Annotated in this window: 19 protein-coding genes; 5 read left to right on the top strand and 14 right to left on the bottom strand. The window is 65.8% G+C overall.

Annotation, left to right across the window (positions count from 1 at the left end; all coding sequences use genetic code 11):
* The first annotated feature begins 165 nt into the window (after positions 1-165).
* Positions 166-3,096 (top strand): aminotransferase, encoded by a 2,931-nt coding sequence (locus tag ACTORR_RS23345; RefSeq protein ID WP_441343914.1) that lies wholly within the window; start codon positions 166-168, stop codon positions 3,094-3,096.
* A 61-nt stretch (positions 3,097-3,157) separates the two neighbouring features.
* A complete protein-coding gene (locus tag ACTORR_RS23340; protein WP_054884028.1) occupies positions 3,158-4,063 on the top strand; it encodes a LysR family transcriptional regulator in 906 nt (301 codons plus the stop codon).
* Between the two features lie 107 nt (positions 4,064-4,170).
* On the opposite strand, the gene ACTORR_RS23335 is transcribed toward ACTORR_RS23340, so the two are convergent.
* The 14 genes from ACTORR_RS23335 to ACTORR_RS23270 form a co-directional block, all read right to left on the bottom strand.
* Complete coding sequence (locus tag ACTORR_RS23335) at positions 4,171-4,866, bottom strand: response regulator (RefSeq protein ID WP_054884029.1); 696 nt, start codon at positions 4,864-4,866, stop codon at positions 4,171-4,173.
* Positions 4,863-7,517, bottom strand: coding sequence for a sensor histidine kinase KdpD (locus ACTORR_RS23330; protein ID WP_313365068.1), 2,655 nt, complete (start codon positions 7,515-7,517; stop codon positions 4,863-4,865). The genes ACTORR_RS23335 and ACTORR_RS23330 overlap by 4 nt, the downstream gene beginning before the upstream one ends.
* A 158-nt stretch (positions 7,518-7,675) precedes the next feature.
* Positions 7,676-8,221 carry a potassium-transporting ATPase subunit KdpC gene (gene kdpC, locus ACTORR_RS23325; protein ID WP_313365067.1) on the bottom strand — a complete coding sequence of 182 codons (546 nt, stop codon included), beginning with the start codon at positions 8,219-8,221 and terminating at the stop codon, positions 7,676-7,678.
* A 10-nt stretch (positions 8,222-8,231) separates the two neighbouring features.
* The gene (gene kdpB, locus ACTORR_RS23320; protein WP_441343913.1) at positions 8,232-10,286 is read right to left on the bottom strand and encodes a potassium-transporting ATPase subunit KdpB; all 2,055 of its coding nucleotides are present in this window, start codon (positions 10,284-10,286) and stop codon (positions 8,232-8,234) included.
* 10 nt (positions 10,287-10,296) lie between these two features.
* A complete protein-coding gene (gene kdpA / locus ACTORR_RS23315) occupies positions 10,297-11,991 on the bottom strand; it encodes a potassium-transporting ATPase subunit KdpA (RefSeq protein WP_099814134.1) in 1,695 nt (564 codons plus the stop codon).
* Positions 11,992-12,000: 9 nt separating this feature from the next.
* A complete protein-coding gene (kdpF, locus tag ACTORR_RS23310) occupies positions 12,001-12,090 on the bottom strand; it encodes a K(+)-transporting ATPase subunit F (protein WP_033696222.1) in 90 nt (29 codons plus the stop codon).
* A gap of 216 nt (positions 12,091-12,306) precedes the next feature.
* A complete protein-coding gene (locus ACTORR_RS23305; protein WP_313365065.1) occupies positions 12,307-13,353 on the bottom strand; it encodes an AI-2E family transporter in 1,047 nt (348 codons plus the stop codon).
* Between the two features lie 12 nt (positions 13,354-13,365).
* Complete coding sequence (locus ACTORR_RS23300) at positions 13,366-14,160, bottom strand: DUF4892 domain-containing protein (protein ID WP_054884034.1); 795 nt, start codon at positions 14,158-14,160, stop codon at positions 13,366-13,368.
* A 109-nt stretch (positions 14,161-14,269) separates the two neighbouring features.
* Positions 14,270-15,124 carry an alpha/beta hydrolase gene (locus ACTORR_RS23295; protein WP_313365064.1) on the bottom strand — a complete coding sequence of 285 codons (855 nt, stop codon included), beginning with the start codon at positions 15,122-15,124 and terminating at the stop codon, positions 14,270-14,272.
* Positions 15,121-15,909 (bottom strand): alpha/beta fold hydrolase, encoded by a 789-nt coding sequence (locus ACTORR_RS23290; protein WP_054884036.1) that lies wholly within the window; start codon positions 15,907-15,909, stop codon positions 15,121-15,123. The genes ACTORR_RS23295 and ACTORR_RS23290 overlap by 4 nt, the downstream gene beginning before the upstream one ends.
* A gap of 91 nt (positions 15,910-16,000) precedes the next feature.
* Positions 16,001-16,375 carry a hypothetical protein gene (locus ACTORR_RS23285; protein ID WP_313365063.1) on the bottom strand — a complete coding sequence of 125 codons (375 nt, stop codon included), beginning with the start codon at positions 16,373-16,375 and terminating at the stop codon, positions 16,001-16,003.
* Positions 16,376-16,485: 110 nt separating this feature from the next.
* Positions 16,486-16,944, bottom strand: a complete 459-nt coding sequence (sixA, locus tag ACTORR_RS23280) for a phosphohistidine phosphatase SixA (protein WP_313365062.1) — start codon at positions 16,942-16,944, stop codon at positions 16,486-16,488.
* Positions 16,941-17,288, bottom strand: coding sequence for a DUF4389 domain-containing protein (locus ACTORR_RS23275; protein ID WP_313365061.1), 348 nt, complete (start codon positions 17,286-17,288; stop codon positions 16,941-16,943). Before ACTORR_RS23275 ends, sixA begins: the two co-directional genes overlap by 4 nt.
* Positions 17,289-17,303: 15 nt before the next feature.
* Entirely contained in the window at positions 17,304-18,329 is a 1,026-nt protein-coding gene (locus ACTORR_RS23270; protein WP_054884039.1) for an NAD(P)H-dependent glycerol-3-phosphate dehydrogenase, read from the bottom strand.
* A gap of 501 nt (positions 18,330-18,830) precedes the next feature.
* Here ACTORR_RS23270 and ACTORR_RS23265 point away from each other — a divergent pair.
* From ACTORR_RS23265 to ACTORR_RS23255, 3 genes are read left to right on the top strand one after another with little or no spacing between them, the layout of a single operon-like run.
* Positions 18,831-20,978, top strand: a complete 2,148-nt coding sequence (locus ACTORR_RS23265; protein WP_441343912.1) for a TonB-dependent receptor plug domain-containing protein — start codon at positions 18,831-18,833, stop codon at positions 20,976-20,978.
* Complete coding sequence (locus tag ACTORR_RS23260; protein ID WP_262110060.1) at positions 20,978-21,868, top strand: ABC transporter substrate-binding protein; 891 nt, start codon at positions 20,978-20,980, stop codon at positions 21,866-21,868. Before ACTORR_RS23265 ends, ACTORR_RS23260 begins: the two co-directional genes overlap by 1 nt.
* On the top strand, positions 21,865-23,808 hold the full coding sequence (locus tag ACTORR_RS23255; RefSeq protein WP_313365166.1) for an ATP-binding protein: 1,944 nt from the start codon (positions 21,865-21,867) through the stop codon (positions 23,806-23,808). The genes ACTORR_RS23260 and ACTORR_RS23255 overlap by 4 nt, the downstream gene beginning before the upstream one ends.
* The last annotated feature ends 192 nt before the right edge of the window (positions 23,809-24,000 follow it).

The raw sequence follows: 24,000 nt of genomic DNA, 5'->3' as shown, positions 1-24,000 counted from the left end.
AGAAGACAAGAGCAAATGGTAATGCTTCCCAAATTCAAACATCAACCCTAGCTACAAGGCCAAGTGCCATCATCCATCAGAAATTCTGATCACGATCATCTTTCATCATCAGCCATATCGGGAATAGATTCTCTTCCGTCAACCCCGGCAACAACGGTAGAGCTCATGTCCAGCCCACAAAAAAAACCCGCCTCCCCTGCCCTCGACACGCTGATCCAGCGCTCCGCCCTGCCCAGCCCTGCGCTTAGCGAAGCTCAGGCGCATGCGCTGCTGCGGACGCATTACGGCCTGGATGGCGACTTGACGGCGCTGGGCAGCCAGCAGGACCTGAACTTGCGCGTGGACGCCGCGCAAGGCCGCTTCGTGCTCAAGGCCTGTCACGGCAGCTACGCCGAGGTCGAACTGCAGGCGCAGCACGCCGCCCTCGCCTACCTGCGCGAGCAGGGCGTGCCGGTGCCCGCCGTGCAAGCGGCACAAAATGGTGACACCTTGCTGGCAGTGGCCATCGACGGGCAACCCCTGCGGGTGCGCTTGCTCGACTACATTGACGGCCAGCCAGTGACGCGCCTCAAGCACATGCCGGCGCGCCTGATAGCTGAACTGGGCAGGCTGTGCGCACGGCTCGACAAGGCCTTGATCGACTTCGACCATCCGGGCCTGGAGCGTACCCTGCAATGGGACCCGCAGCATGCCCAGGCGCTGATCACGCACCTGCTGCCGGTACTGCACGACCCCACGCAACGCGCCCGCATCGAACAGGCCACGCGCCTGGCCAGCGAGCGCCTCGCGCCCTTGGCAGAGCGGCTGCCAACCCAGGCCGTGCACCTGGACATCACCGACGACAACACCGTGTGGGCCCGCGACGACCAGCGCCAATGGCAACTGCAAGGTGTCATCGACTTCGGCGACCTGTCGCGCACCTGGCGCATCGCCGACCTCTCGGTGACCTGCGCTGCACTGCTGCACCATGCCGAAGGCGACCCGCTGCGCATCCTGCCGGCAGTCAGCGCCTACCAGGCCCTCAACCCGCTGACCGAAGCAGAACTGCGTGCCCTGTGGCCGCTGGTGCTGAACCGTGCGGCGGTGCTGGTGCTGAGTAGCGCGCAGCAACTGGCCGTGGACCCGGACAATCACTACACCCGTGACAACGTCGCCCATGAATGGGAAATCTTCGATACCGCTACGGCCGTGCCATTCGCCTTGATGGAGGCGGCCATTCTCCAGGCGGCCGGCCTGCCAGTCGACGCAGCCGCGCTGACGGGCTGTGCGCCGCTGCTACCGGAGTTGGCCGGGCTGGCGGTCAAGCGCGTCGACCTGGGTGTGCTCAGCGCGCATTGCGAAGCCGGCAACTGGGAACAGCCGGGCTTCGACCAGCACCTGCTGAGCGCACAACCGGCGCCAGCCTGCAGCCTGCATGGCCAGTACCGGCTGTCACAGACCCATATCGATCGCCCCGAAGAACCGGCAACCTGCGCGTTGGGCGTAGAGCTGCATGTGCCCAATGGCAGTGCGGTCCAGGCGCCCGACGCGGGCATCTGGCACGGTGACGGCGACGGTCGCGGCTGCCTGCGCACGCCCCACTGGGCCTTGTGGTTGCAAGGCCTGGAAGATGCCCCGGCCGATGGCCAGGCGTTGGCAAAAGGGCAATCCCTGGGCAGCAGCTGCGGCTACCTCAGTGTCCAGCTGTGCCTGGACACCCGCACCCAGCCGCCATTCTTCGCCACACCGTCCCAGGCTGCCGCCTGGCTGGCCCTGTGCCCGTCGCCTGCCGCGCTGCTGGGCTTTGACTGCGATGCCGAACCTTTGCCCGACCCGCAGGCCCTGCTGGCCCGTCGCGACGCCAGCTTCGCCCGCTCGCAGAAGCACTACTACACACAGCCGCCGCAGATCGAACGCGGCTGGCGCAACTACCTGATCGACCTGCAGGGCCGGTCATACCTGGACATGCTCAACAACGTCGCCGTGCTGGGCCACGGCCACCCGCGCATGGTCGCCGAATCGGCGCGCCAGTGGTCACTGCTCAACACCAACTCACGCTTCCATTATGCCGCCATCACCGAGTTCTCCGAGCGCCTGCTCGCCCTCGCGCCCGAAGGCTTCGACCGGGTGTTCATGGTCAACAGCGGCACCGAGGCCAACGACCTGGCGATCCGCCTGGCCTGGGCCTACAGCGGTGGCCGTGACCTGCTCAGCGTGCTGGAGGCCTACCACGGCTGGTCGGTGGCCACCGATGCCATTTCCACCTCCATCGCCGACAACCCGCAGGCCCTGGAAACCCGCCCGGACTGGGTGCACCCGGTGGAGGCACCGAACACCTTCCGCGGCCGCTTCCGCGGTGCCGACACGGCCGCCGATTACCTGCGCGACGTCGACACCAAGCTGGCCGACCTCGATGCCCGCGGGCGCCAGCTGGCCGGCATCATCTGCGAGCCGGTGTACGGCAACGCCGGGGGGATTTCGCTGCCGGCCGGTTACCTGCGCGAGGCGTATGCCAAGGTCCGTGCCCGCGGCGGCGTGTGCATCGCCGACGAGGTGCAGGTCGGTTACGGGCGCCTGGGCGAGTACTTCTGGGGCTTCGAGGAACAGGGCGTGGTGCCTGACATCATCACCATGGCCAAGGGCATGGGCAACGGCCAGCCGCTGGGGGTAGTGATCACCCGCCGCGAGATCGCCGAGGCCCTGGAGGCCGAGGGTTACTTCTTCTCCTCGGCCGGTGGCAGCCCGGTCAGCTGCCGCATCGGCATGGCGGTGCTGGACGTGATGCAGGAGGAAGGCCTGTGGGACAACGCCCGCGACACTGGGCGCTATTTCAAGGCGCGCCTGCAGGCGCTGGTCGACAAGTACCCGCTGGCTGGCGCGGCCCATGGCTCGGGCTTCTACCTGGGGCTGGAGCTGGTGCGCAACCGTGAAACCCTGGAGCCGGCCACCGAGGAAACCATGCTGCTGTGCGACCGCCTGCGCGAACTGGGAATTTTCATGCAGCCGACCGGCGACTACCTGAACATCCTCAAGATCAAGCCGCCGATGTGCACCACGCGGGCGAGCGTCGACTACTTCGTCGACAGCATTGACCGGGTGCTTGGCGAAGGCTTGTAAGGGCTATCAACCGGGCCGGCGAGTGTTCATACTTTCCGGCCTCTTCCTCAGGTTTGCGGACATGGCCTTCAGCAGCGACTCCCTGGCAATTTTCCTCGCAGTGCTGGAAGCGGGTTCGTTCTCTGCCGCCGCGCGCAAACTGGGGCGGGTGCCGTCGGCCGTGAGCATGGCCATCGCGCAACTGGAGGCAGAGCTGGACTTGGCCCTGTTCGACCGCGCTACACGTAAAGCCCTGCCTACCAGTGCTGCCTTGGCGCTGGAGCCGCAAGCCAGGCAGGTCATCTGCCAGCTCAACCTGCTCGACGCCCAGGCCCTGCAGTTGCACCAAGGGCTGGAAAAGCGCCTGAGCATCGCCATGGCCCCGGAGCTGCAGACCGGCCGCTGGAGCCAGCCGCTGGAAACCCTGGCGAAGGAATTTCCCAGCCTGGAGATCGAAGTGCGCTCGGCGACCCAGACCGAAGCGGTGCGCTTGCTGCATGAAGGCAGCGTGCAACTGGCGCTGGTGTTCGAACGCCCGGGGATCGATGAGCGCGAGTCCTTTCTCGAAGCGGGCAGCCAGTTGCTGGTGGCTGTCGCTTCACCGCGTCATCCGGCTGGCAGCAACAGTGGCACGCCGCTGCCTGAAGAAGCGTTTGCCGAACAGCGGCAGATCATCGTGGCTTCGGGCAAGGCCACCGGCTCGGACCCGCGCATGGTGCTGTCGCGGCGGATATGGTTGACCGACAGCTACCTGGCAACGCTCGATCTGGTGCAGTCCGGCCTGGGTTGGGCGTATTTGCCGCAGCCGCTGGTGGAACCGTTGATTGCTTCGGGGGCACTCGCCGAGGTGCGGTTTGACAACATGGCCAGCCGCTTGCGGCTGTGGGTGGACATCATCTGGCTGAAGCCGCGGCCGTTGGGCCTGGGTGCAAGGCGCTATCTGGAAGTCATGCGCCAGCTGTTCGAAAAGGAACCCCCCAGGGCCTGAAACACACGATCCTTGTGGGAACGGGCGTGCCCGCGAAGCAAGCACCGCGGAGTATGGCACCGGCTTTGCCGGTGTTCGCGGGCATGCCCGCTCCCACAGGGTTCACATCAGGTCTGAGGTGCCACCAGCCGATACCCCACCCCCGCTTCGGTAATGATAAAGCGTGGCGCCGTCGGGTCATCGCCGAGCTTCTGCCGCAAATGCCCCACCACGATCCGCAGGTAATGGGTGTCGTCGACATGGGTCGGCCCCCAGATGTCCTTGAGCAATTGCTGCTGGGTAATCACCCGGCCCGGATGCCCGGCCAGTTGCGCCAGCAGGGCATACTCCTTGCGCGTCAGCGCGATCTCCACTCCCTCCAGGGTCACTTTGCGAAAGGCGAAATCCACCACCAGCGGCCCGAAGATTGCCATCACTTCGCTACCACCGGACTGCGGCACCTGACGCAACAACGCGCGCACCCGGGCCAGGAACTCCTGGATGCCGAAAGGCTTGGTCACGTAGTCATTGGCGCCGCCATCCAGCGCGTCGACCTTCTGCACCTCACTGGCCCGCACCGACAGCACCAGCACCGGCACCGCGCTCCACTCGCGCAACTCGCGCAGCACCTGCTGGCCGTCCATGTCGGGCAGGCCCAGGTCGAGCACCACCAGGTCGGGCTTGGCCAGCGCGGCCTGGGCCAGGCCTTCGCTGCCGGTGGCGGCTTCGATCACCTTGTAGCCTTGGGAACTGAGGCTGATGCGCAGGAACTTGCGGATCTGTGGTTCATCGTCGATGACCAACAGGGTGGCGGACTGGCTCATGGGGTTTCGCTTTCGGCTTCTGGTTGCTGGGGCAGCGGCAAGCATAGAGTGATGCAGGTGCCGTGGCCATCGATGCCTTCACCGACCAGGATCTGCCCGCCGTGAGCACCGATCATGCCCTGGCAGATCGCCAGCCCCAGGCCGGTGCCCTGCCCGCCGCGATCGCCGCGGGCAGCGGTGTAGAACATATCGAAGATCTTTTCGCGTTCGGCCAGCGGGATGCCGGGGCCTTGGTCGCTGACGGCAAAGTGCAGCTGCTCGTCGTGCACCGAAACCTGCAGCTCCAGGCGGCCTTGCGCAGGCGAGAAGCGTGCGGCGTTTTCCAGCACATTGATCAGCGCCTGCTCGATCAACGCGGCGTGCACGAACAGCAACGGCAGCTCGCCGGGCACCTCGGTGTGCACGTGCAACGGTGCCAGCACTGCGCGCAGCCGGTTGAGGGCACTGCCGACAATGTCGGCCGGCGCCACCCAGTCGCGGGCAAGCTTGAGACCGCCGTGGCCGAGGCGGGTCATGTCGAGCAGGTTCTGGATGTAACGGTCCAGGCGTTCGGCCTCGTTGCGCGTGCCTTCGAGCAGCCCGCGGCGATCTTCGACGGGGATCGCCTCACCCAGCGCCAGCAGGCTGTCGATACTGCCGCGCATGGCCGTCAGCGGGGTGCGCAGGTCGTGGGACACCGAGGCGAGCAAGGCACTGCGCAGCTGTTCGGTTTCGCCGTGCAGGCGGGCGGCTTCAAGCTGTTCGGCCAGCCTGGCACGGGCCAGGGCCTGGGCCAGGGGTTGGCCGAGGGCCATCAGCAGGCGCCGACGCTGGGCACTCAACGGCTCGCCGGAACGCGGCCGCACACCGAGCAGCGCCAGGGGCTGATCGTCAACCGCCAGCGGCCACCACCACCAGCGCCCGTTGGGCAAGGTATCACTGCCGTGGCCAGCGGCCTGGCCATGCTGCCAGGCCCACTCGGCGGCGGCACGCTCGGTGTCGCTCAAGGCCTGGGCTTCGCCGCTCGCCAGGTGCAGCAGCCCTTCGCTGTTGCGCTCCAGCAGGCACACCTGCACATCCTTCCAGCCATTGAGGTGGCGACCGGCAGCGTTGAACACCGCCTGGCGGTCGGTGGCCACGGTCAGTCGACGCGACAGGTCGAGCAGCTGGTTGGTCTGCGCCTGGGTTTCGCGCAGGGCCTGCAACTGGCTGCGCTGGCGGGCCGCGAGGTTGCCGGTGAGGGCTGCCATGAGCAGGAAGAACACTAGCGTCAGCACGTCTTCCTCGCGCTGGATGCTGAACGAGAAGTTCGGCGGAATGAACAGGAAGTCATAGGTCAGGAATGACAGCGCCGCGCAGGCCAGCGCCGGCCCCAGGCTGCTGCGCACCGCCACCAGCAGCACGGCAGCGAGGAACACCAGCGAGATGTTGGGCAACGCCAATACGCTCGACACGCCCCAGGCCAGGCCGGCTGCCAGCGCCGTGGCCAGCAGCGCCAGCAGGTAGTGGCGCCAGACCCAAACCCGGCTGACCGCCGTGCGCGCCGGCCGTGCCTGGCTGTCGCGGTCAAGCACGTTGATCTCCAGGCCGTGGCTTTCCCGCAGCAGTCGGGTGGCGACGCCGGCGCCGAACAGGCGCCTGCGCAGGCGGTCACGGGATTGCCCGACCAGCACCAGGCTGGCGCGACGCTCGGCGGCGTGCTGAATCAAGGTCCGCGCCACTTCGCCGGCACGCAGCAACACCACCTCGCCGCCCAGGCGCTCGGCCAGTTGCTGGGCCGCCTGCAGGCGCTGGCGGGCGGCTTCGTCGCGCAGCCGGCCGTTGTCGACGTGCACCAGGCTCCACGGCAGGTGGCGGCGCTGGGCAACACGGCTGGCGTGGCGCACCAGGCGCTCGGCCTGCTCATCGCCATCGACGCCCACCAGCAGGCGCCCACGCAAGGCCGGCGCCGCTTCGCCGCGCAGGCGATAACCATGGGCAAGGTCGGCGTCGACCTGGGCGGCGGCGGTCTGCATGGCCAGCTCGCGCAGGGCAGTAAGGTTGGTTTGCGAGAAGTACGCATCGATGGCGGCCCGTGCCTGCTCCGGCACGTACACCTTGCCTTCGCGCAGGCGTTCGAGCAGCTCGCGCGGCGGCAGGTCGATCAACACCAGCTCGAAGGCTTCCTGCAGCACCCAGTCCGGCAGCGTTTCGCGCACCTGCACCCCGGTGATGCCGCGAACTTTGTCGTTGAGGCTTTCCAGGTGCTGGACGTTGACCGTGGTGTACACGTCGATGCCGGCGGCGAGCAGCTCCTGCACGTCCTGCCAGCGCTTGGCGTGACGGCTGCCGGGGGCATTGGTGTGGGCCAGTTCGTCGACCAGGGCCAAGGTCGGGGCAGCCTTGAGCAGGCCGTCCAGGTCCATTTCCTCGAGGGTGACGCCACGGTATTCGCTGCGCAGCAGGGGTTGCTGGAGCAGGCCGCCGAGCAGCGCTTCGGTTTCGCTGCGGCCGTGGGTTTCGACTACCCCGGCCAACACTTGCACGCCCTGGCGTTGCTGGGCGTGGGCGGCCTGGAGCATGGCGAAGGTCTTGCCCACGCCGGGGGCGGCGCCGAGGAAGACCTTGAGCCGGCCGCGACCGCTGTGTGGGAGGGTGGCCAACAGCGCGTCTGCGCGGGTGGAGTCACTCATGTTTCATCCTTCAGAATCTGCGCTATTGCGTATTACCTGGGCCTGCTCTGCAGGCCTTCGCGGGCTTGCCCGCTCCCACAGGGATCACCACAGCTTTCATGCCAGTGGTATCCCTGTGGGAGCGGGCAAGCCCGCGAAGGGCCGCAGCGCGGCCCCGGTCAAAGATGTTCCAGTGCCTGGTTCAGGGCCAGCACATTGACCACCGGTGGCCCGATCAATGGGTGGAGGGTGGCCTCTTCCAGCAAGGCTTGCAAGCGCTCTACGGGCACCTGCCGCGCTGCCGCTACCCGAGGAATCTGATAGGCCACGGCTTGCGGTGGCAAGTGCGGGTCCAGACCGCTGCCCGAGGTGGTCAGCAACGCCTGCGGCACCGGCCCCAGCTGCGCCTGGTACAGCACCGCCGCATCGCCCTTGACCCGTTCGGCCAGCGCCGGGTTGCTCGGTGCCAGGTTGCTCGCGCCACTGGCGACGGTGGCAAAGGCACCGGCCGAAGGCCTTGAATGGAACCAGCCATCACCCTGGAAATCCTGGGCGATCAAGGCCGAACCCCGCACCTGCCCGAGCTCATCGCGCACCAGGCTGCCATTGGCCTGCTCGGGGAACGCCAGTTGCGCAACCCCGGTCACCGCCAGCGGGTAAAGGGCGCCGGTGACCACGGTCATCAGCAGGATCAGGCTCAGCGCCGGGCGTACGTAACGATTCATGATGGCCTCCTCAGACCAGGTGCAGGGCGGTGAGCAGCAGGTCGATCAGCTTGATCCCGGCAAACGGCACCAGGATGCCGCCCAGCCCATAGATCAGCAGGTTGCGCCGCAGCAGGTGCGCCGCGCTCGCCGCCTGCACGCGCACGCCGCGCAGGGCCAGCGGGATGAGCGCGATGATGATCAGCGCGTTGAACACGATCGCCGAGAGGATCGCACTCTGCGGGCTGGCCAGGTGCATCAGGTTGAGCACGCCAAGCTGCGGGTAGATGGCGGCGAACAGCGCCGGCAGGATGGCGAAGTACTTGGCCACGTCGTTGGCGATGGAGAAGGTGGTCAGCGCACCGCGGGTCACCAGCAGTTCCTTGCCCACCTGTACCACGTCCAGCAGCTTGGTCGGGTCGCTGTCCAGGTCGACCATGTTGGCCGCCTCGCGCGCGGCCTGGGTGCCATCGTTCATGGCCATGCCGACGTCGGCCTGGGCCAGCGCCGGGGCATCGTTGGCGCCGTCGCCGCACATCGCCACCAGGCGGCCATCGTTCTGCTCCTGGCGGATACGTGCCAGCTTCTTCTCCGGCGTGGCTTCGGCGAGCACGTCGTCCACCCCGGCCTCGGCCGCGATGGCGGCGGCGGTCAGCGGGTTGTCACCGGTCACCATCACGGTGCGGATGCCCAGCTTGCGCAGCTCGGCGAAACGTTCGCGGATGCCCGGCTTGACCACGTCCTTGAGGTGGATCACGCCGAGCAGGCGTTTGTCCACGCACACCAGCAGCGGGGTGCCACCGCTCTGGGCGATGCGCTCCACTTCACGGGCCAGGGCGGCAGGCAAGTCCAGGCGCTGCATGCCGACGAAGGCCAACACGGCATCCACGGCACCCTTGCGGTAGCGGCGCTGCTGGAAGTCGATGCCCGACAGGCGGGTTTCGGCACTGAAGGCGATGGCCTGGTACTGCCCGGCTGACGGTTCGACGAAGTCGTGCAACTGGCGCAGGTACTCGACGATCGACTTGCCTTCGGCCGTGTCGTCGGCCAGTGAAGCAAGCAAGGCCCCCTCCCCCAGTTCCTTGGCGGTCACGCCCGGGGCCGCATGCAGGGCGCTGCAGCGGCGGTTGCCGAAGGTAATGGTGCCGGTCTTGTCGAGCATCAACGTGTGCACGTCGCCGGCCGCCTCGACCGCGCGGCCGGAGCGGGCGATCACATTCAGGCGCACCAGGCGGTCCATGCCGGCGATGCCGATGGCCGAGAGCAGGCCGCCGATGGTGGTGGGGATCAGCGTCACCAGCAGCGCAGCGAGGAAGATCAGCGGCAGGCTGCCTCCAGCAAAGTGGGCGAACGGCTGCAGGGTCACCACCACGATCAGGAAGATCAGGGTCAGGCCGATCAGCAGGATGTCGAGGGCGATTTCGTTGGGGGTCTTCTGCCGTTTGGCGCCTTCGACCAGGGCAATCATGCGGTCCAGGGTCGACTCGCCAGGGTTGCTGGTGATGCGGATCAGCAGCCAGTCCGAGACCAGCCGGGTGTTGCCGGTCACGGCCGAGCGGTCGCCGCCGGATTCGCGGATGACCGGTGCGGATTCGCCGGTGATGGCCGCTTCGTTGACCGCCGCGATGCCTTCGAGTACCTCGCCGTCGCCAGGGATCATCTCGCCAGCCACCACCCGCACCACATCGTCCTTGCGCAGCGCCGTGGCGGCGACGCTTTCGAAACTGCCATCGCGCTTGCGGCGCTGTGCCGTCAGCCCCTGGCTACCCGCCTTGAGGCTGTCGGCGCGGGCTTTGCCACGGCCTTCGGCAAGGGCTTCGGCGAAGTTGGCGAACAGCACGGTGAACCACAGCCACAGGGCAATCTGCGCGGCGACGCCGCTGCTGACACCATTGTCAGGCGCGAAACACAATGCGGTGGTGAGGATGGCGGTCAGGGCGACCACCAACATCACCGGTGCCCGCTTCAGCTGGCGCGGGTCGAGTTTGACGAAGGCCTGCACCAGCGCCGGGCGCCACAGGGCCGCGAAACGGGTCTGATCCTTGGCGCTGTGTGAGGCTTTCACTTCAGGAATGGGCATGTTCATGGATGATTCCTCAGAAACCCAGGCTCAGTTGTTCGGCGATCGGCCCGAGGGCCAGGGTCGGCAGGAAGGTCAGGCCACCGACCAGCAGGATGGTCACCAGCAACAGGCAGGCGAACAGCGGGCCGTGGGTGGGGAAACTGTTGCTGCTCTGCGGCGCGCTCTTCTTCGCCGCCAGGCTGCCGGCCAGGGCCAGGATCGGCAGGATGTAGCCGAAGCGGCCGATCAGCATGGCCAGGCCGATCATCACGTTGTGGAACACCGTGTTGGCACCAAACCCGGCGAACGCCGAGCCGTTGTTGGCAGTGGCCGAGGTATAGGCGTAAAGCAGCTGGCTGAAGCCATGGGCGCCTGGGTTGCTGACCGCGCTGGCAGGCCCTGGCAGGCTGGCGGCGATGGCGGCGAACACCAGCACGCCGACCGGCATCACCAGCAAGGTAGCCACCAGCAGCTGCACTTCCCGCGCCTGCAGTTTCTTGCCCAGGTATTCTGGCGTCCGGCCGATCATCAACCCGGCCAGGAACACAGCGATCAGCACGAACAGCAGCATGCCGTAGAGCCCGGCACCGACACCGCCGAAGATCACTTCACCGACCATCATGTTGACCATCGCGACCATGCCGGTCAGCGGGTTGAGGCTGTCGTGCATGGCGTTGACCGAGCCATTGGAGGCCGCCGTGGTGGTCACCGTCCACAACACCGAGCCGGTGGTGCCGAAACGGCTTTCCTTGCCCTCCATGGGCGCGCTCTGCTGCACCTGGGCGCTCTCCAGCGCCGGGTTCGGCTGGTATTCCGACCACAGCGCCGTGGCGCCGCCAAGCAGGAACAGGCCAAGCATGCAGGCGATGATGGCGCGGCTCTGGCGCAGGTCCTTGACGTAGTGGCCGAAGGTGAACACCAGCGCCACCGGGATCAGGATGATCGAGGCTACCTCGAACAGGTTGCTCCAGGCCGTAGGGTTTTCGAATGGGTGTGCCGAGTTGACGCCGAAGAAGCCACCGCCATTGGTGCCCAGCTGCTTGATGGCGATCTGGCTGGCGGCCGGGCCCAATGGGATGGTCTGGTCAGCGCCTTGCAGGGTCACGGCGTGGGCATAGTCGGCGAAGGTCTGCGGCACGCCCTGCCACACCAATAGCAGCGCCAGCAGCAGGCACAGCGGCAGCAGGCCGTAGAGAGTGGCGCGGGTCATGTCGACCCAGAAGTTGCCCAGGTGGGTGGCGGAGCGCCGGGCGATGCCCCGGCACAGCGCAACCAGCACGGCCAGGCCAGTGGCGGCACTGACGAAGTTCTGCACGGTCAGGCCGAGCATCTGGCTCAGGTAGCTGACCGAAGCCTCACCGCTGTAGGCCTGCCAGTTGGTGTTGGTGACGAAGCTTGCCGCCGTGTTGAATGCCAGCGACCATTCCTGGCCGGGCAGGTGCTGCGGGTTGAGTGGCAGGTAGCCCTGCAGCAGGAGCACGCTGAACAGCAGCAGGAAACCTGCCAGGTTGAAGGCCAGCAGGGCCAGGGTGTACTGCTTCCAGTTCTGCTCTTGATCGGCGCGCACGCCGGCCAGGCGGTAACAGCCACGCTCCACAGGCCCAAGCACGGGGGTCAGCCAGGTGCGCTGCCCTTCCATGACCTTGTAATAAAAGCGCCCGAGCCAGGGTGCCGGCAACAGCACGATGGCGAAGAAGGCCAACAGCAAAAGGTAATCGTAACTGTGCATGGCCGCTCCCTAGCTGCGATCGGCGCGCAGCAGCGCTACCAGCAGGTAAACCGCCAAGGCCACTGCCAGCAGCAGTGACAACCCGTCGAGCATGTACATGAGTGAGACTCCCCCGTAGTGCGGCCTGGGCCGCTTTGAGGGAATTGTCCGAGGGAGGGGCGTAAAGGGGCGAGATCGGGGGGTGGGGATGGCAATAAAGAATGCGTAAAAATCAAAGTACAGGGTTTTCTGTGCCGGCCTCTTCGCGGGCTCGCCCGCTCCCACAGGGTTCGCGTAACCCTGGTGGGGGCATGCCTGCGAAGAGGCCCGTACAGGTTATTGCGGGGCTTGCGCAGAGTTACGGCTCCAGTCCAGCAGCAGGCTGTAGCCGACCGCCAGCAGGGTCGGCCCGATGAACAGGCCGATGAAGCCAAAGGCGATCAACCCGCCGAATACGCCGAGCAACACGATCACCAGCGGCAAGTTGCCGCCGCGGCTGATGAGGTACGGTTTGAGCACGTTGTCCACGCCGCTGATGACGAAGGTGCCCCAGATCCCCAGGAACACGGCCATGCCGTACTCGCCCTTCCACACCAGCCAGCCGGTCGCCGGGATCCAGGCCAGCGGTGGCCCCATCGGGATCAGGCTGAGCATGAAGGTTACCAGCCCCAGCACGATCGCCCCGGGTACCCCGGCGATCAGGAAGCCGATCAGTGCCAGCAGGGCTTGGGCCGCCGCCGTGCCGATCACGCCGTTGACCACCCGTTGCACAGTACCTGCCACCAGTTCCAGGTAGTAATCGGCCCGCTCGCCCACCAGCCGGTTCAGCAGCCGCAGCACGAAGGCCGACAGGCGTGGCCCGTCGCGGTAGAAGAAGAACACGAATACCAGGCTCAGGGTCAGCTCCAGCACACCGCTGCCGATCTGCGCACTGCGAGCCAGCAACCAGTTGCCGACCTGCCCCAGATACGGCTTGACTGACGCCAGCAAGGCCGCGCCCTGTTGATCGAGGGATTGCCACCAATTGGCCAGGCGGTCGCCGACCAAGGGAATACCGCCGAGCCAGTCAGGTGCATCGGGCAGGCCATCGACCTGCACGTCACGCACAAAAGCGGTGGCGTCGCGGATGTGGTCGGCCAGGTTGAAGCCCAGCCACACCAGCGGCAAGGCCACGATCAGGATCCAGGCCGTGGTCAACAGGCTGGCGGCCAGGGTTTCACGCCCGCCCAGCACACGCGTCAACAAGCGCATCAGGGGCCAGCTGGCGAAGGCCAGGATGGCGCCCCACAGCAACGCGGATATGAACGGCGCCATGACCCACAGGGCAGCGCCCAGCAGCGTCAGCAGCAAAATCTGGATCAGCAGGCGGTCATTGTTGGCCATGGCGGCGCTCACTCAACGGATCAGTTCCAGGTGCAGGCCGTCGGTGGCTGCGTTGCCGAGTTCGAGCCGGCCATCTCGCACGCCAGCCTTGACCAGTTGCTCGCGCCACGCCTCGGCCTGGGCGCCACTCAGGCTTGCCCGCAAGGTGCTGTCGAGGTTCAGGCTGCGCGCCAGCAAGGTCACCCAGCCTGCCTGTGGCGCGGCCAGGTCTGGGTAGTCAAGCTTGCCGGTGTCGCGCATTTCACGCAGCACCGTGGCGGCCGTGGGCAGTATCTCGCCCAGCGGGCTGCTGGCGACGAATTCTTCCACATGCAGGTAGGCACGGCGGTTGCCACGGGTGACGCTGTACAGCGCCACCAGGGTGTCGGCCTCTTCGGCCGAGCGACGCAGCAGGATGAACGCCTGCTGTTCGTCGCCGCCGTTCAGCCGCGCATTGGCGAACACGTCGTTGGCCCACAGGCTGCCTTCGCCGCAATCGCGGCCCTGGCACCAGAACAACGGATAACCGCCATCGTGCTGCAGCGCTTCACGGGCGCTGGTGAAGGCTTCGCGGGCGCTACGCTCGACCGGCAGTTCATAGGTGACCGAGCTGACCTGGCCACGGCTTTCGATCTTGTCTTCGACGCGCAGGCGGCCACTGATCTTGCGCAGCGGGCCCATGGGGTAGACGCGCTCCTGCTCCACGGCCGGGCGCTGGTCGACCACCTTGGCGTCCACGGGTACAGGCAGGCTGCCGGCCCACAGCAAGGGGCTGGCCAGTGCAAGGCAGGCGGCAACGGCGGCACGGATGGAAACGGGCGCGCTCATCGGCGAACCAGAGGGCGCAGCGCGCCGGGTTGAAGCTCCAGGATGTCTGGCAGTTGCATGGTTGTCTCCCTGTTCAACCCGCCAAGCCTCGACACTTGTCCGGTGCAAGTCAAGTAAAGCCAAAGAAGCGATTGAAACAGTCTGCGACAAGGGCCGCGCCCTGTTCGTCGTTCAGGTGCAGGTGATGCCCGCCGGGCAGCACCGTCTGCTCAAAGGGTAGCTGCTCCAGCAGTTCGCCGTGACGCACCAGCATGCCGTCGGCCGCCACCACCAGGCTCGCCGGGCAGCTCACCCGTCGCACGTAGGCCATGGCCTGGGCCTGGCTCAGGCGCACGGGCGATGGCAAGGTCAGGCGACTGTCGCTGCGCCAGCTGTAACCGCCGGGCACTGGCATCAGGCCGCGCTGGGCCAGCCGCTCGGCAGCATCGCGGCTGACCGCAACCATGCCTTTCATACGCGCCTGCACGCCCTCCTCCAGGGTCGGGTAAACCGACTTGCGCTTGCCATCGAGGCGCAGCTGGGCCTGCAGGGCCATGCCCAGGCGCTCGGCGGCATCCTGCTCGGCGCCGGTCGGGGGAATGACACCGTCGATCAATGCCAGGTGGCTGACCCGATCGGGCAAGGCACCGGCCAGCTGCACCGAGATGATCGCGCCCAACGAATGCCCGAGCAGGGCAAACCGTTGCCAGCCCAGCTGTTCGGCCACCCGCAACACATCGTGCGCGTAATCGGCCAAGGCGTAACCCGCGCCCAACGGGCGGTGCTCGGAATAACCGTGCCCGGCCAGGTCGAGGGCAACGATGCGCAGCCCCTTCAACTGCGGGGCCAGGCGGGAGAAGCTGTTGGCGTTGTCCAGCCAGCCGTGCAGAGCAAGCACCGGCAGCCCATCGGCCGGGCCGAACAGGTGCGCAGCCAGCTCGATATGGCCCAGGCTCAGGCGGATTTCCTCGACCTGCGCGCTCATGCCTGGCTCCAGCGGTCGAACAGGCCCTTGATCAGGCTGGCCGTGTCGGTCGGCCGTTCCAGCGGGAACATATGCCCGCCCGGCACACTGTGGTATTCGCCCCGAGCCATGCCGCGCACCGCCAGTGCATGGTGCCGGCGGATGACATTGCTGCGTTCGCCGCGCACCATCGCCAAGGGCACCTGCAACTGGCGCGCAGGCGCCGGGCTGGCGTGCGGGATGCTGCGGTAGATGCTGATCTCGGTGGCCGGGTCGAAGCGCAGGCGCAAGCCCTGCTCGGCCGGCTGCAGGCCATGCTCGAGGTAGGCCTCCAGGCAATCGGGGTCGAAGTGACGGAACAGCGATTTGCTGGCGAAGTAGTCACGTGCACTGTCACGGTCGGTGAAGGCTTCACGCCGCCCGAGGGTCCGGCCAGCGGGGGTGATGCGGTCGATGAAGCCAAAGCGCTTGGCGGTACGCAGCAGCCACTGGTCAGCTCGGGTCAATACCGGCGAGTCGAGCATCACCACGCCGCGGTACAGTTCAGGCCGGCGCAAGGCGGCGTGCAGGTGCAGCACGCCGCCCAGCGAATGGCCGACACCCCACACCGGCGCCGCCTGCTGCGCCAGGTGGTGCAGCAGTTCGTCAACCAGGTTCTGCCAGTTGTCGTTGACCGGAAATCGCGGGTCATGGGCATGTTGGGCCAGGTGACTGACCTGATAATCCGGCGCCAGGGCGGCGAACAGCTTGCCGTAGGTGGCCGAGGGAAAACCGTTGGCATGGGCGAAGAAGATCTGCTGCGACATGGCGCCTGGTCCGGACGGGATGATGGCCCATTGTCGGCATCGCACCGGTTCTCGGCAACGTCTGTATATGTCATCGCCAAGGGCAATCAGGTCATGCCGACTCGTCGAAACTCGCCAGCGAGCGGCGCAGACAGGCTTGCATGTAGGCGATCTGGCTTTCCAACGCCTCACGGGCCAGGCGTTGGTCATGGACATCCAGTTGCAGCCGGCGCAAGGCCAGGCAGCTGGTTTGCAGCAACTGGGACATGCGCATGCACGACTGTTGCAGTTCAAGCAGATCCTGTTCGAGTACCAGCTTGTCTTGAGCAGGGGGCACTGTCTGGCTACGGATTTTGCCCTGCAGGTGCCGGAGCTTGGCGTCGGCGGCCTCGCGCAACAGGGCGTGCCGGGCGAAATCGAGTGGTTTGTCACGCTGTACGGCTTCAATCGTGGGTTGCAGATCCAGAGAGCGCAGAAGCTCGTGCATCAAACCACTCATCCAAAGCTCCCTGCCCTGTCACCTGTTCAACAATCTGGTGCCAAGCATCCGCCGGCGGCACATGGCTGGCAACTGGCAAAAATGCCAGTTGCTTTCGCTCACTCAGGGCAATTGAGGGCGCGCAATGTCATCAGCCCTGCCAGCGGCCAGTCGCCTTCCAGTTCCGCCAGGCTGGCAGTGCTCATGGGCGCCGGCTGCTGCAGGTGGCCATGCTCGAGCATGCCCACCAGCGAACCTACCAATGGCTGGTGGCTGACCAGCAACACATGCTCCAGGCCCAGGCGCTCGATCTCGCCGATCACCAGCCGCACCTCGCTGTCAGGTGTCAGCCACGGCACGGTGCGCACGGCTTCAGCGAAGCCCAGGGTGTCATGCACCAAGGCCGCTGTCTGTTGTGCCCTGACATATGGGCTGGCAATGATCGCCTGCAACGGTTGGCCAAGCAGCCGGGCTGCACTGTGCAGTACCTGCTCGCGGCCATGGCCGGTCAGGCGCCGCTCGGCATCGGTATTGGCGCGTGGCTCGGCCTCACCGTGGCGCAGCACCCACAGCTTCACAGCTTGGGCTCCTCGTCACGCACCGGGTGCGGCGCCGGGGCCACGACGTGGGGCGCCTCGCCTTCCGGGGCACGTGCAGTCGGCCAATCGGCGAACGGCCAAGGCTTCTGGTCAGTTTGGAAGGTCCCGAAGCGGCCGATCTGCGCCAGGTACTGGCTAAGGCTGTCACCGAAGTTCATCAGGCTGGCGCTCGGTGCGCCATAGACCAGGCGGTAGATCAGCTGCACCAGTACCAGGCCGCCGAGCAGCAGCTCGGCCAGTTGCCAAACCACCAGGAACACCAGCATCCACAGCACCCGCAGGATGATCGACTCGCGCTGGGCGCGTTCGGGGGTATCGTTCATGTGCTGCTCCTTGGCTTAATTGAAACCACTGATGGAAATGAAATCGACGTCGGTCTTTGGTTCGGCGCGCATCAGGTGCTCGATCACCTGGTTCAGCGTGCGCCCCTCGAAGAGGATGGCGTGCAGGCCGGCCACCAGCGGCATGTAGACCTGCACCTCCTGGGCCTTGGCCTTGAGCACCTTGAGCGTATTGACCCCTTCGGCCACCTCGCCCAGGCGGCTGACGGCCTGCTCCAGGCTAAGGCCCTGGCCCAGGGCGTGACCGACCTGGTAGTTGCGGCTCTTGGGCGAGGAGCAGGTGACGATCAGGTCACCGACACCGGCCAGGCCAAGGAAAGTCATGGGGTTGGCGCCCTGGCTCACAGCGAAGCGGGTCATCTCGGCCAGGGCGCGGGTGATGAGCATGCTCTTGGTGTTTTCACCCATCCCCAAGGCCACGGCCATGCCAGCGATGATCGCGTAGACGTTCTTCAGCGCACCACCCAGCTCGACACCGAAGCGATCACTGCTGGCGTAGACCCTGAAGGTGCGCCCATGCAACACGGCCTGCACCTGCTGGCACAACTGCTCGTCTTCACTGGCGACCACGGTTGCGGTCAGGGCGTGTTCGGCGATCTCGCGGGCCAGGTTGGGGCCGGAAAGCACGCCGATGCGGGCCTCGGGGGCGATTTCCTCGAGGATCTGGCTCATCAGCTTGAAGCTCTGCGCCTCGATGCCTTTGGTCAGGCTGACCAGGTATTTGCCGCGCAGCAGCTCGGCATGGGGCGCCAGCACACTGCGCAGGGCACTCGACGGCAGCGCGACGAAGATCAGGTCGCTGGTTTGCAAGGTGGCCAGCAGGTCGTTGACCGGTTCGACACCGTCCTGCAGGCGGATACCCTTGAGGTAGCGCGGGTTCTCGCGGTTGACCCGCATCGCCTCGGCCTGCTCGGGGTCGCGCATCCATTGGCGCACCGGCACGCCATTTTCGGCCAACAGGTTCGCCACGGCGGTGCCGAAGCTGCCGCCTCCCAGAACTGCAACAGGTTGCTGTTCAGTCATAATCAATCCGTTAAAGCCATTAAGTTAGTGGCGACCTGAACATTATACGGGTCGCCTGCTACAGAACCAGTGGTGGGTCGAGAGGTGCCTGCCTTGAGTCTTTCAGCGCCTGTGAGATCGAGCGCCGCCCGCGCGGCGCATCGCGGGCAAGCCCGCTCCCACATCTGTTTCGGGCCAATCTCTCCTGTGAGGCCAACAGGGACCGCCCTGTTCGTTCCTCTCGATATGGTGGGGGGCACTACTGCTTTTCATTGATCTATTGTCATGCACCAAGGCGGATCCTGTTGGCGGGACAGGAGTAACTGGCCCGAAACAGATGTGGGAGCGGGCTTGCCCGCGATGCGCCGCGCGGGCGGCGCTCGATCTCACAGGCGCAGGAACCCTCAAGGCATGCACTCCTACAAGCGCTAAAACCCTCAAGTCATGCCCCCCCACCGCAAACACCATCCCAAGCCGGTATATCCTCGCAGCCCACTGGCAAAACCCTCCCGGTCAGTTACCATGCCTGTTTCAATCCTGAGACAAGGCAGTCCTGTGTTCCCCGGCCCGCCCCCTTACCCTCGCCTGCTGTTGCTGACTGCCTTGCTCGGCGGCTCGGCCATGGCCGATGACTTGTTCATCGACAACACCGACCTGCCGCAGGTTCTGACCGCCACGCGGCTGAAACAATCCCCTGCTGCGGTACCGGGCAGCATGACCGTGCTCGACAACGAGCTGATCCGCGCCAGCGGCGCCCGCGATATTCCCGAACTGCTGCGCCTGGTGCCGGGCATGATGGTCGGCTATGGCGCCGGCAACCAGCCGACCGTCAATTACCACGGCAGCAACGTCAACGATGCGCGACGCATGCAGGTACTGATCGACGGCCGCTCGGTGTACCGGGCCGGCCTGGCCACGGTGGACTGGAGCGACATCCCGGTCGCCATCGAGGACATCGAGCGCATCGAGGTGTTCCGCGGCCCCAACACCGTCAGCTACGGCGCCAACGCATTGATGGCGGTGGTGAACATCCTTACCCGCAACCCGGCCGACAGCCACGGCACGCGAATGAAACTGACCCGCGGCCAGGATGGCATCAACGACTATTACCTCAGCCATGGTTTCGGCTGGGACGGCGGCGACCTGCGCCTGTCGGTGTCCGGCCAGCAGGACGATGGCTTCGACGAGAACCAGTTCGGCCAGGATTACCGCGACAGCCGCCGCCTGAACCGCTTCAACCTCAGTGTCAGCCACGTTCTTGCGCCAGACCAGACCCTGGAGTGGCAACTGGCAGCCAAGGAAGGGAGCAACCAGCGGCCGTATACCTATCAGCCGGTCTTCCCCTACGTCACCCAGACCGGCAACAACGCCGACGTCAACGCCAAGGACTATGCCGGCTCGGTACGCTGGAACATCGACTTCAACCCCGAGCACAGCCTGTATGTGCAGGGCTCTGCCCAACAATTCGACCGCCAGCAGGTCTGGCGCGCCTGCGACGCGGCGCTGTCGTTCAGCCCCGAGCTGACCCGCTTGTGGCAGATGAACCCCGACTTCGCCGAAAAGGTCGCCCGCGGGGCGAACAACCCACCAAGCAGCAGCAACCCCGAAGAACAGGCGCTGGTCGATGCGATCAAGGACCAGTGGAACAACCAGGGCGGCAAGAATGTGGTCTGCGGCGATGTCGACCAGAGCACCCGTGAGACCCGGTACGACCTGGAAGTCCAGGACACGCTCAGCCTGACCGACAGCCTGCGCCTGCTGAGCGGCATGAACTACCGCTATGATCGCGCCGATTCGCAGACCTACTTCAACGGCAGTATCGACGACCAGACCTGGCGCCTGTTCGGCCAGTTGGAATGGCGCGCCGACGAGCACTGGATTGTTCAGGGCGGCGCGATGTTCGAGAACTCGCAACTGTCCGGCAGCTCGCTGACTCCGCGCATGGCGATCAACTACCTGATCACCCCGCGCCACGGCCTGCGTGCGGTGTACTCCGAAGCCGTGCGTTCGCCAGACATGTTCGAGAACAACGTCAACTGGAGCTACACGGTCAAGAACCTCAGCCCGGCCGCTTTCGGCCAGCGCAACGCCGAATACTTCGTCAAGACCCGCGGCCCGGGAGACCTTGAGCAGGAACGCATGCGCTCGCGCGAGCTGGGCTATAACGGTTACTTCAGCGACTTCGACCTGAACATGGATGTGAAGCTGTTCTACGACGAGATCACCGGAATGATCAGCGAACCCCTGAAGAACAACCAGTACATCGCCAGCAATGCCAACAAGGCCCGCTTCAGCGGTAGCGAGGCGCAACTCGACTGGCGCCTGGCACCACGTGACCGCCTGCGCCTGACCTATGCCTATGTCGATGCCTGGGCCAGCAACCCTGCCGACCGTCGCCTCAGCGCACGCAACAGTGGCTCGGCCGGGTGGATGCGCGAATGGGGCGAGGGTTGGTCAAGCGCACTGTTCTATTACGGCGACGACGCCCTCAACCAGTATCGCTACGAACGCATCGACCTGCGCGTGGCCAAGCGCTTCCGCATCCAGGGCAGCACCCTGGAGCTGGCCGCACTGTGGCAGCAACGCCTTGACGACCAGCCCACCACGGTAGAACAGAACCGTTATGACAGCCGCCACCGCCTGAGCGTCAGCGCGGAGCTGGAGTTCTGATGGCCCGGCTGCTGCGCCTGCTGCTGTTCTGCCTGTGGCCACTGGGTACGCTGTCCGCCAGCGAAATCCTGCTGGTCGGCAGCGAAGAGCAGCCCGGCGTGCGCAGCTTCGTCGAAGCCTTGCAAGGCCGCCGCGGCCACGACCTGGTGCGTTTCCAGAGCACCGCCGCGTTGCCCCGCCCCGCTCAGCTCAAGGCTGACGTGCGCCTGGTGCTGCTCGACGCCAGCGCGCTGGACTGGCGCCTGAGCGAAAGCAGCGGGCCGCCTGCGCTGGCCATGCGTATCAGCCGGGTACAGGCTGAACAACGCCTGGGAAAGTCGCGCCCTGCTTATCTGACCCTGCTGTGGAGCGACCCGCCGCTGGCGCGGCAACTGCGCCTGGCCCGCTACCTGTTGCCACAGGCCCAGCGCATCGGCGTACTGTACGGTGAGCACAGCCACTTCCTGCTTGACGAGCTACGCCAGGCGGCGCGCCCACTGGGCCTTGAGATCGTCGCCCAGGACTGGCCAGACCAGCGCGACAGCCGGCCCTTGCAACATCTGCTGGCCAACAGCGACGTACTGTTAGGCCTCGATGACCCCGACCTGTACAACTCCAAGACCGCGAAGAACCTGTTGCTCAGCAGCTACGGCCGGCAGATGGCACTGATCGGCCCGAACGCCGGCTTCGTTCGCGCCGGCGCCCTGGCCAGTACCTACAGCGACCAGGACGACTGGCTGGCCGTGCTCGACCAGTTGCTCGACCAGCCGCCAGCACGTTGGCCACGCAGCCTGTATCCGGCACGCTATGGGGTCAGCGGCAACCAGCAGGTAGCGCGTGCCCTGGGCCTTGAACCGATCGATCCGAACGCCACTGCCAAGGCCCTGGCCGAAGGAGAACCCACCCCATGAGCAAACGCCTCAGCTGGGATATCCACACCCGCACCCAGATCATCAGCCTAGGCCCGGCACTGCTGCTGACCCTGCTGTTGATCAGTTTTTTCACCTTCGTGCGGATCCAGGATCTGCGCCAGGAGCTGAACCACACCGGGCAGCTGATTGCCAACCAACTGGCCCCGGCATCCGAATACGGCGTCATCTCCGGTAACAATGAAGTCCTCGAAGGCCTGATGCGCGCCACCCTGAGCATCCCGCACGTGCGCTTCCTCGAGGTGCAGGACAGCCGTAACCACATCCTGGTGTACGTCGAGCAGCAGGACGAGAGCAACAACCGGGCGCAGCAGGTGGAAGTGTTCCAGGCACCGATCCGCCTCCAGCAAATCCGCCTGGACAGCGACTTCCTGCAACAGGGCAAGGCGCCGACACCGGCCATCGGTGACGACTACCTGGGACGGGTGATCGTCGGCATGTCGGACGATGCCTTCAGCCAGCGCCAACAGGAAATCGTGATCAAGGCCGGCATTCTCGCGCTGTTCGCCCTGCTGTTCACCTTTCTCCTCGCTCGCCGCCTGGCCATGAGCCTGGCCAAGCCGATCAGTGACATGGGCCATGCGGTCAAGGCCATCCAGCAGGGCGAATACAACGCTCCGCTGCCGGTCGTCGATGACAGCGAACTCGGCCACCTGGCGCGCCATATCAACAACCTCGCCAACGCCCTGGAGCAGGCCAGCGCCGAGCAGAAACGGGCCATCGCCCAGCTGATCCAGGCGCGCGAGGAAGCCGAGCAGGCCAACGGCGCCAAGTCGGAGTTCCTGGCAATGATGAGCCATGAACTGCGCACCCCCATGAACGGCGTGCTGGGAATGCTGCAACTGCTGGAGACCACCCAGCTGACCAGCGAGCAGGCCGACTACACCGCCGTGGCCAGCGAGTCCACCGGGCACCTGCTGAAGGTCATCAACGACATCCTCGATTTCTCGCGGATCGAACGCACTGCGCTGGAACTGGAACACATCGCGTTCAACCTGGGTGAGCTTATCACCAGCAGCGTGCAGTCGTTCCAGCACAGCGCACAGCAGCGCGGCCTGGAACTGCGCCTGCAACTGCCGGCCGACGGCGCACAGCCACACGTGATCGGCGACCCTACGCGCATCCGCCAGATCCTCCTCAACCTGATCGGCAACGCCTTGAAGTTCACCGAGCGCGGCCAGGTCCAGGTCGAAGCGCGCTGGCAGTTGCTGGATCGGCAATCACTGTGGTTCACCTGCAGCGTGCGTGACACCGGCATCGGCATCGACAGCGAACGCCTGGAAATGATGTTCGTTGCCTTCCAGCAGGCCGACAGTTCGATTTCTCGGCGCTATGGCGGCACCGGCCTGGGCCTGTCGATCGCCCGCACCCTGGCCGAACGCATGGGCGGCAAGCTGCGCGGTGAAAGCCGCGAGGGGTTGGGTTCGACCTTTACCCTGGAAATGCCGCTGCCGCTGGCCAGCAGCGTGCCGGCAACGCTGCCCGGCAACTCGGCGGCCAGCGCGCCACTTCAGGTCGGCAAGCGGATCCTGTTGGTGGAGGACAATCCGGTCAATCAGAGCGTCATCGAAGCCATGTTGCGCAGCCTGGGGATGGAGGTCAGCGTGGCTCACGACGGGCTTCAAGCGGTGGAGCTGGTCAGCCAGCAGCCGTTCGCCGCCGTGCTGATGGATTGCCGCCTGCCGCAACTCGATGGCTACGAAGCGACGCGGCGTATCCGCCTGTTGCCTGCTTGCGCGCAGTTACCGATCATCGCCTTGACCGCCAATGCCCTGCAGGGTGACCGCGAGCGCTGCATGGCCGCCGGCATGAATGATTACCTGAGCAAACCGTTCCGCCGCACCGAGTTGCAGCGGGTATTGCAGCGCTGGTTGCCTGGACGGACAGCTGCAACTGGCGATGCGACTGGCGATAAATGCTAAATTGCGGCAGTCTTAAGTACTGGACAGGACCTTGTTCGGACCTGAAAATAGCGTTTCAGTGCACACCTGTACTTCTTTCACCAGGTGCGCTGTGACTTTCACCACAACGCAATAGTCTACCTGTAGGCTGCCGTCCCAGAAGCAGAAGGGTCGGCCGGGAAGATTCATCCCCTGCCACAGGGGGTTATTGAG

This window comes from Pseudomonas sp. SAR267, from assembly GCF_052077595.1.
GTDB lineage: Bacteria > Pseudomonadota > Gammaproteobacteria > Pseudomonadales > Pseudomonadaceae > Aquipseudomonas > Aquipseudomonas vlassakiae.
This window is presented reverse-complemented; position numbering and strand designations above follow the sequence as displayed.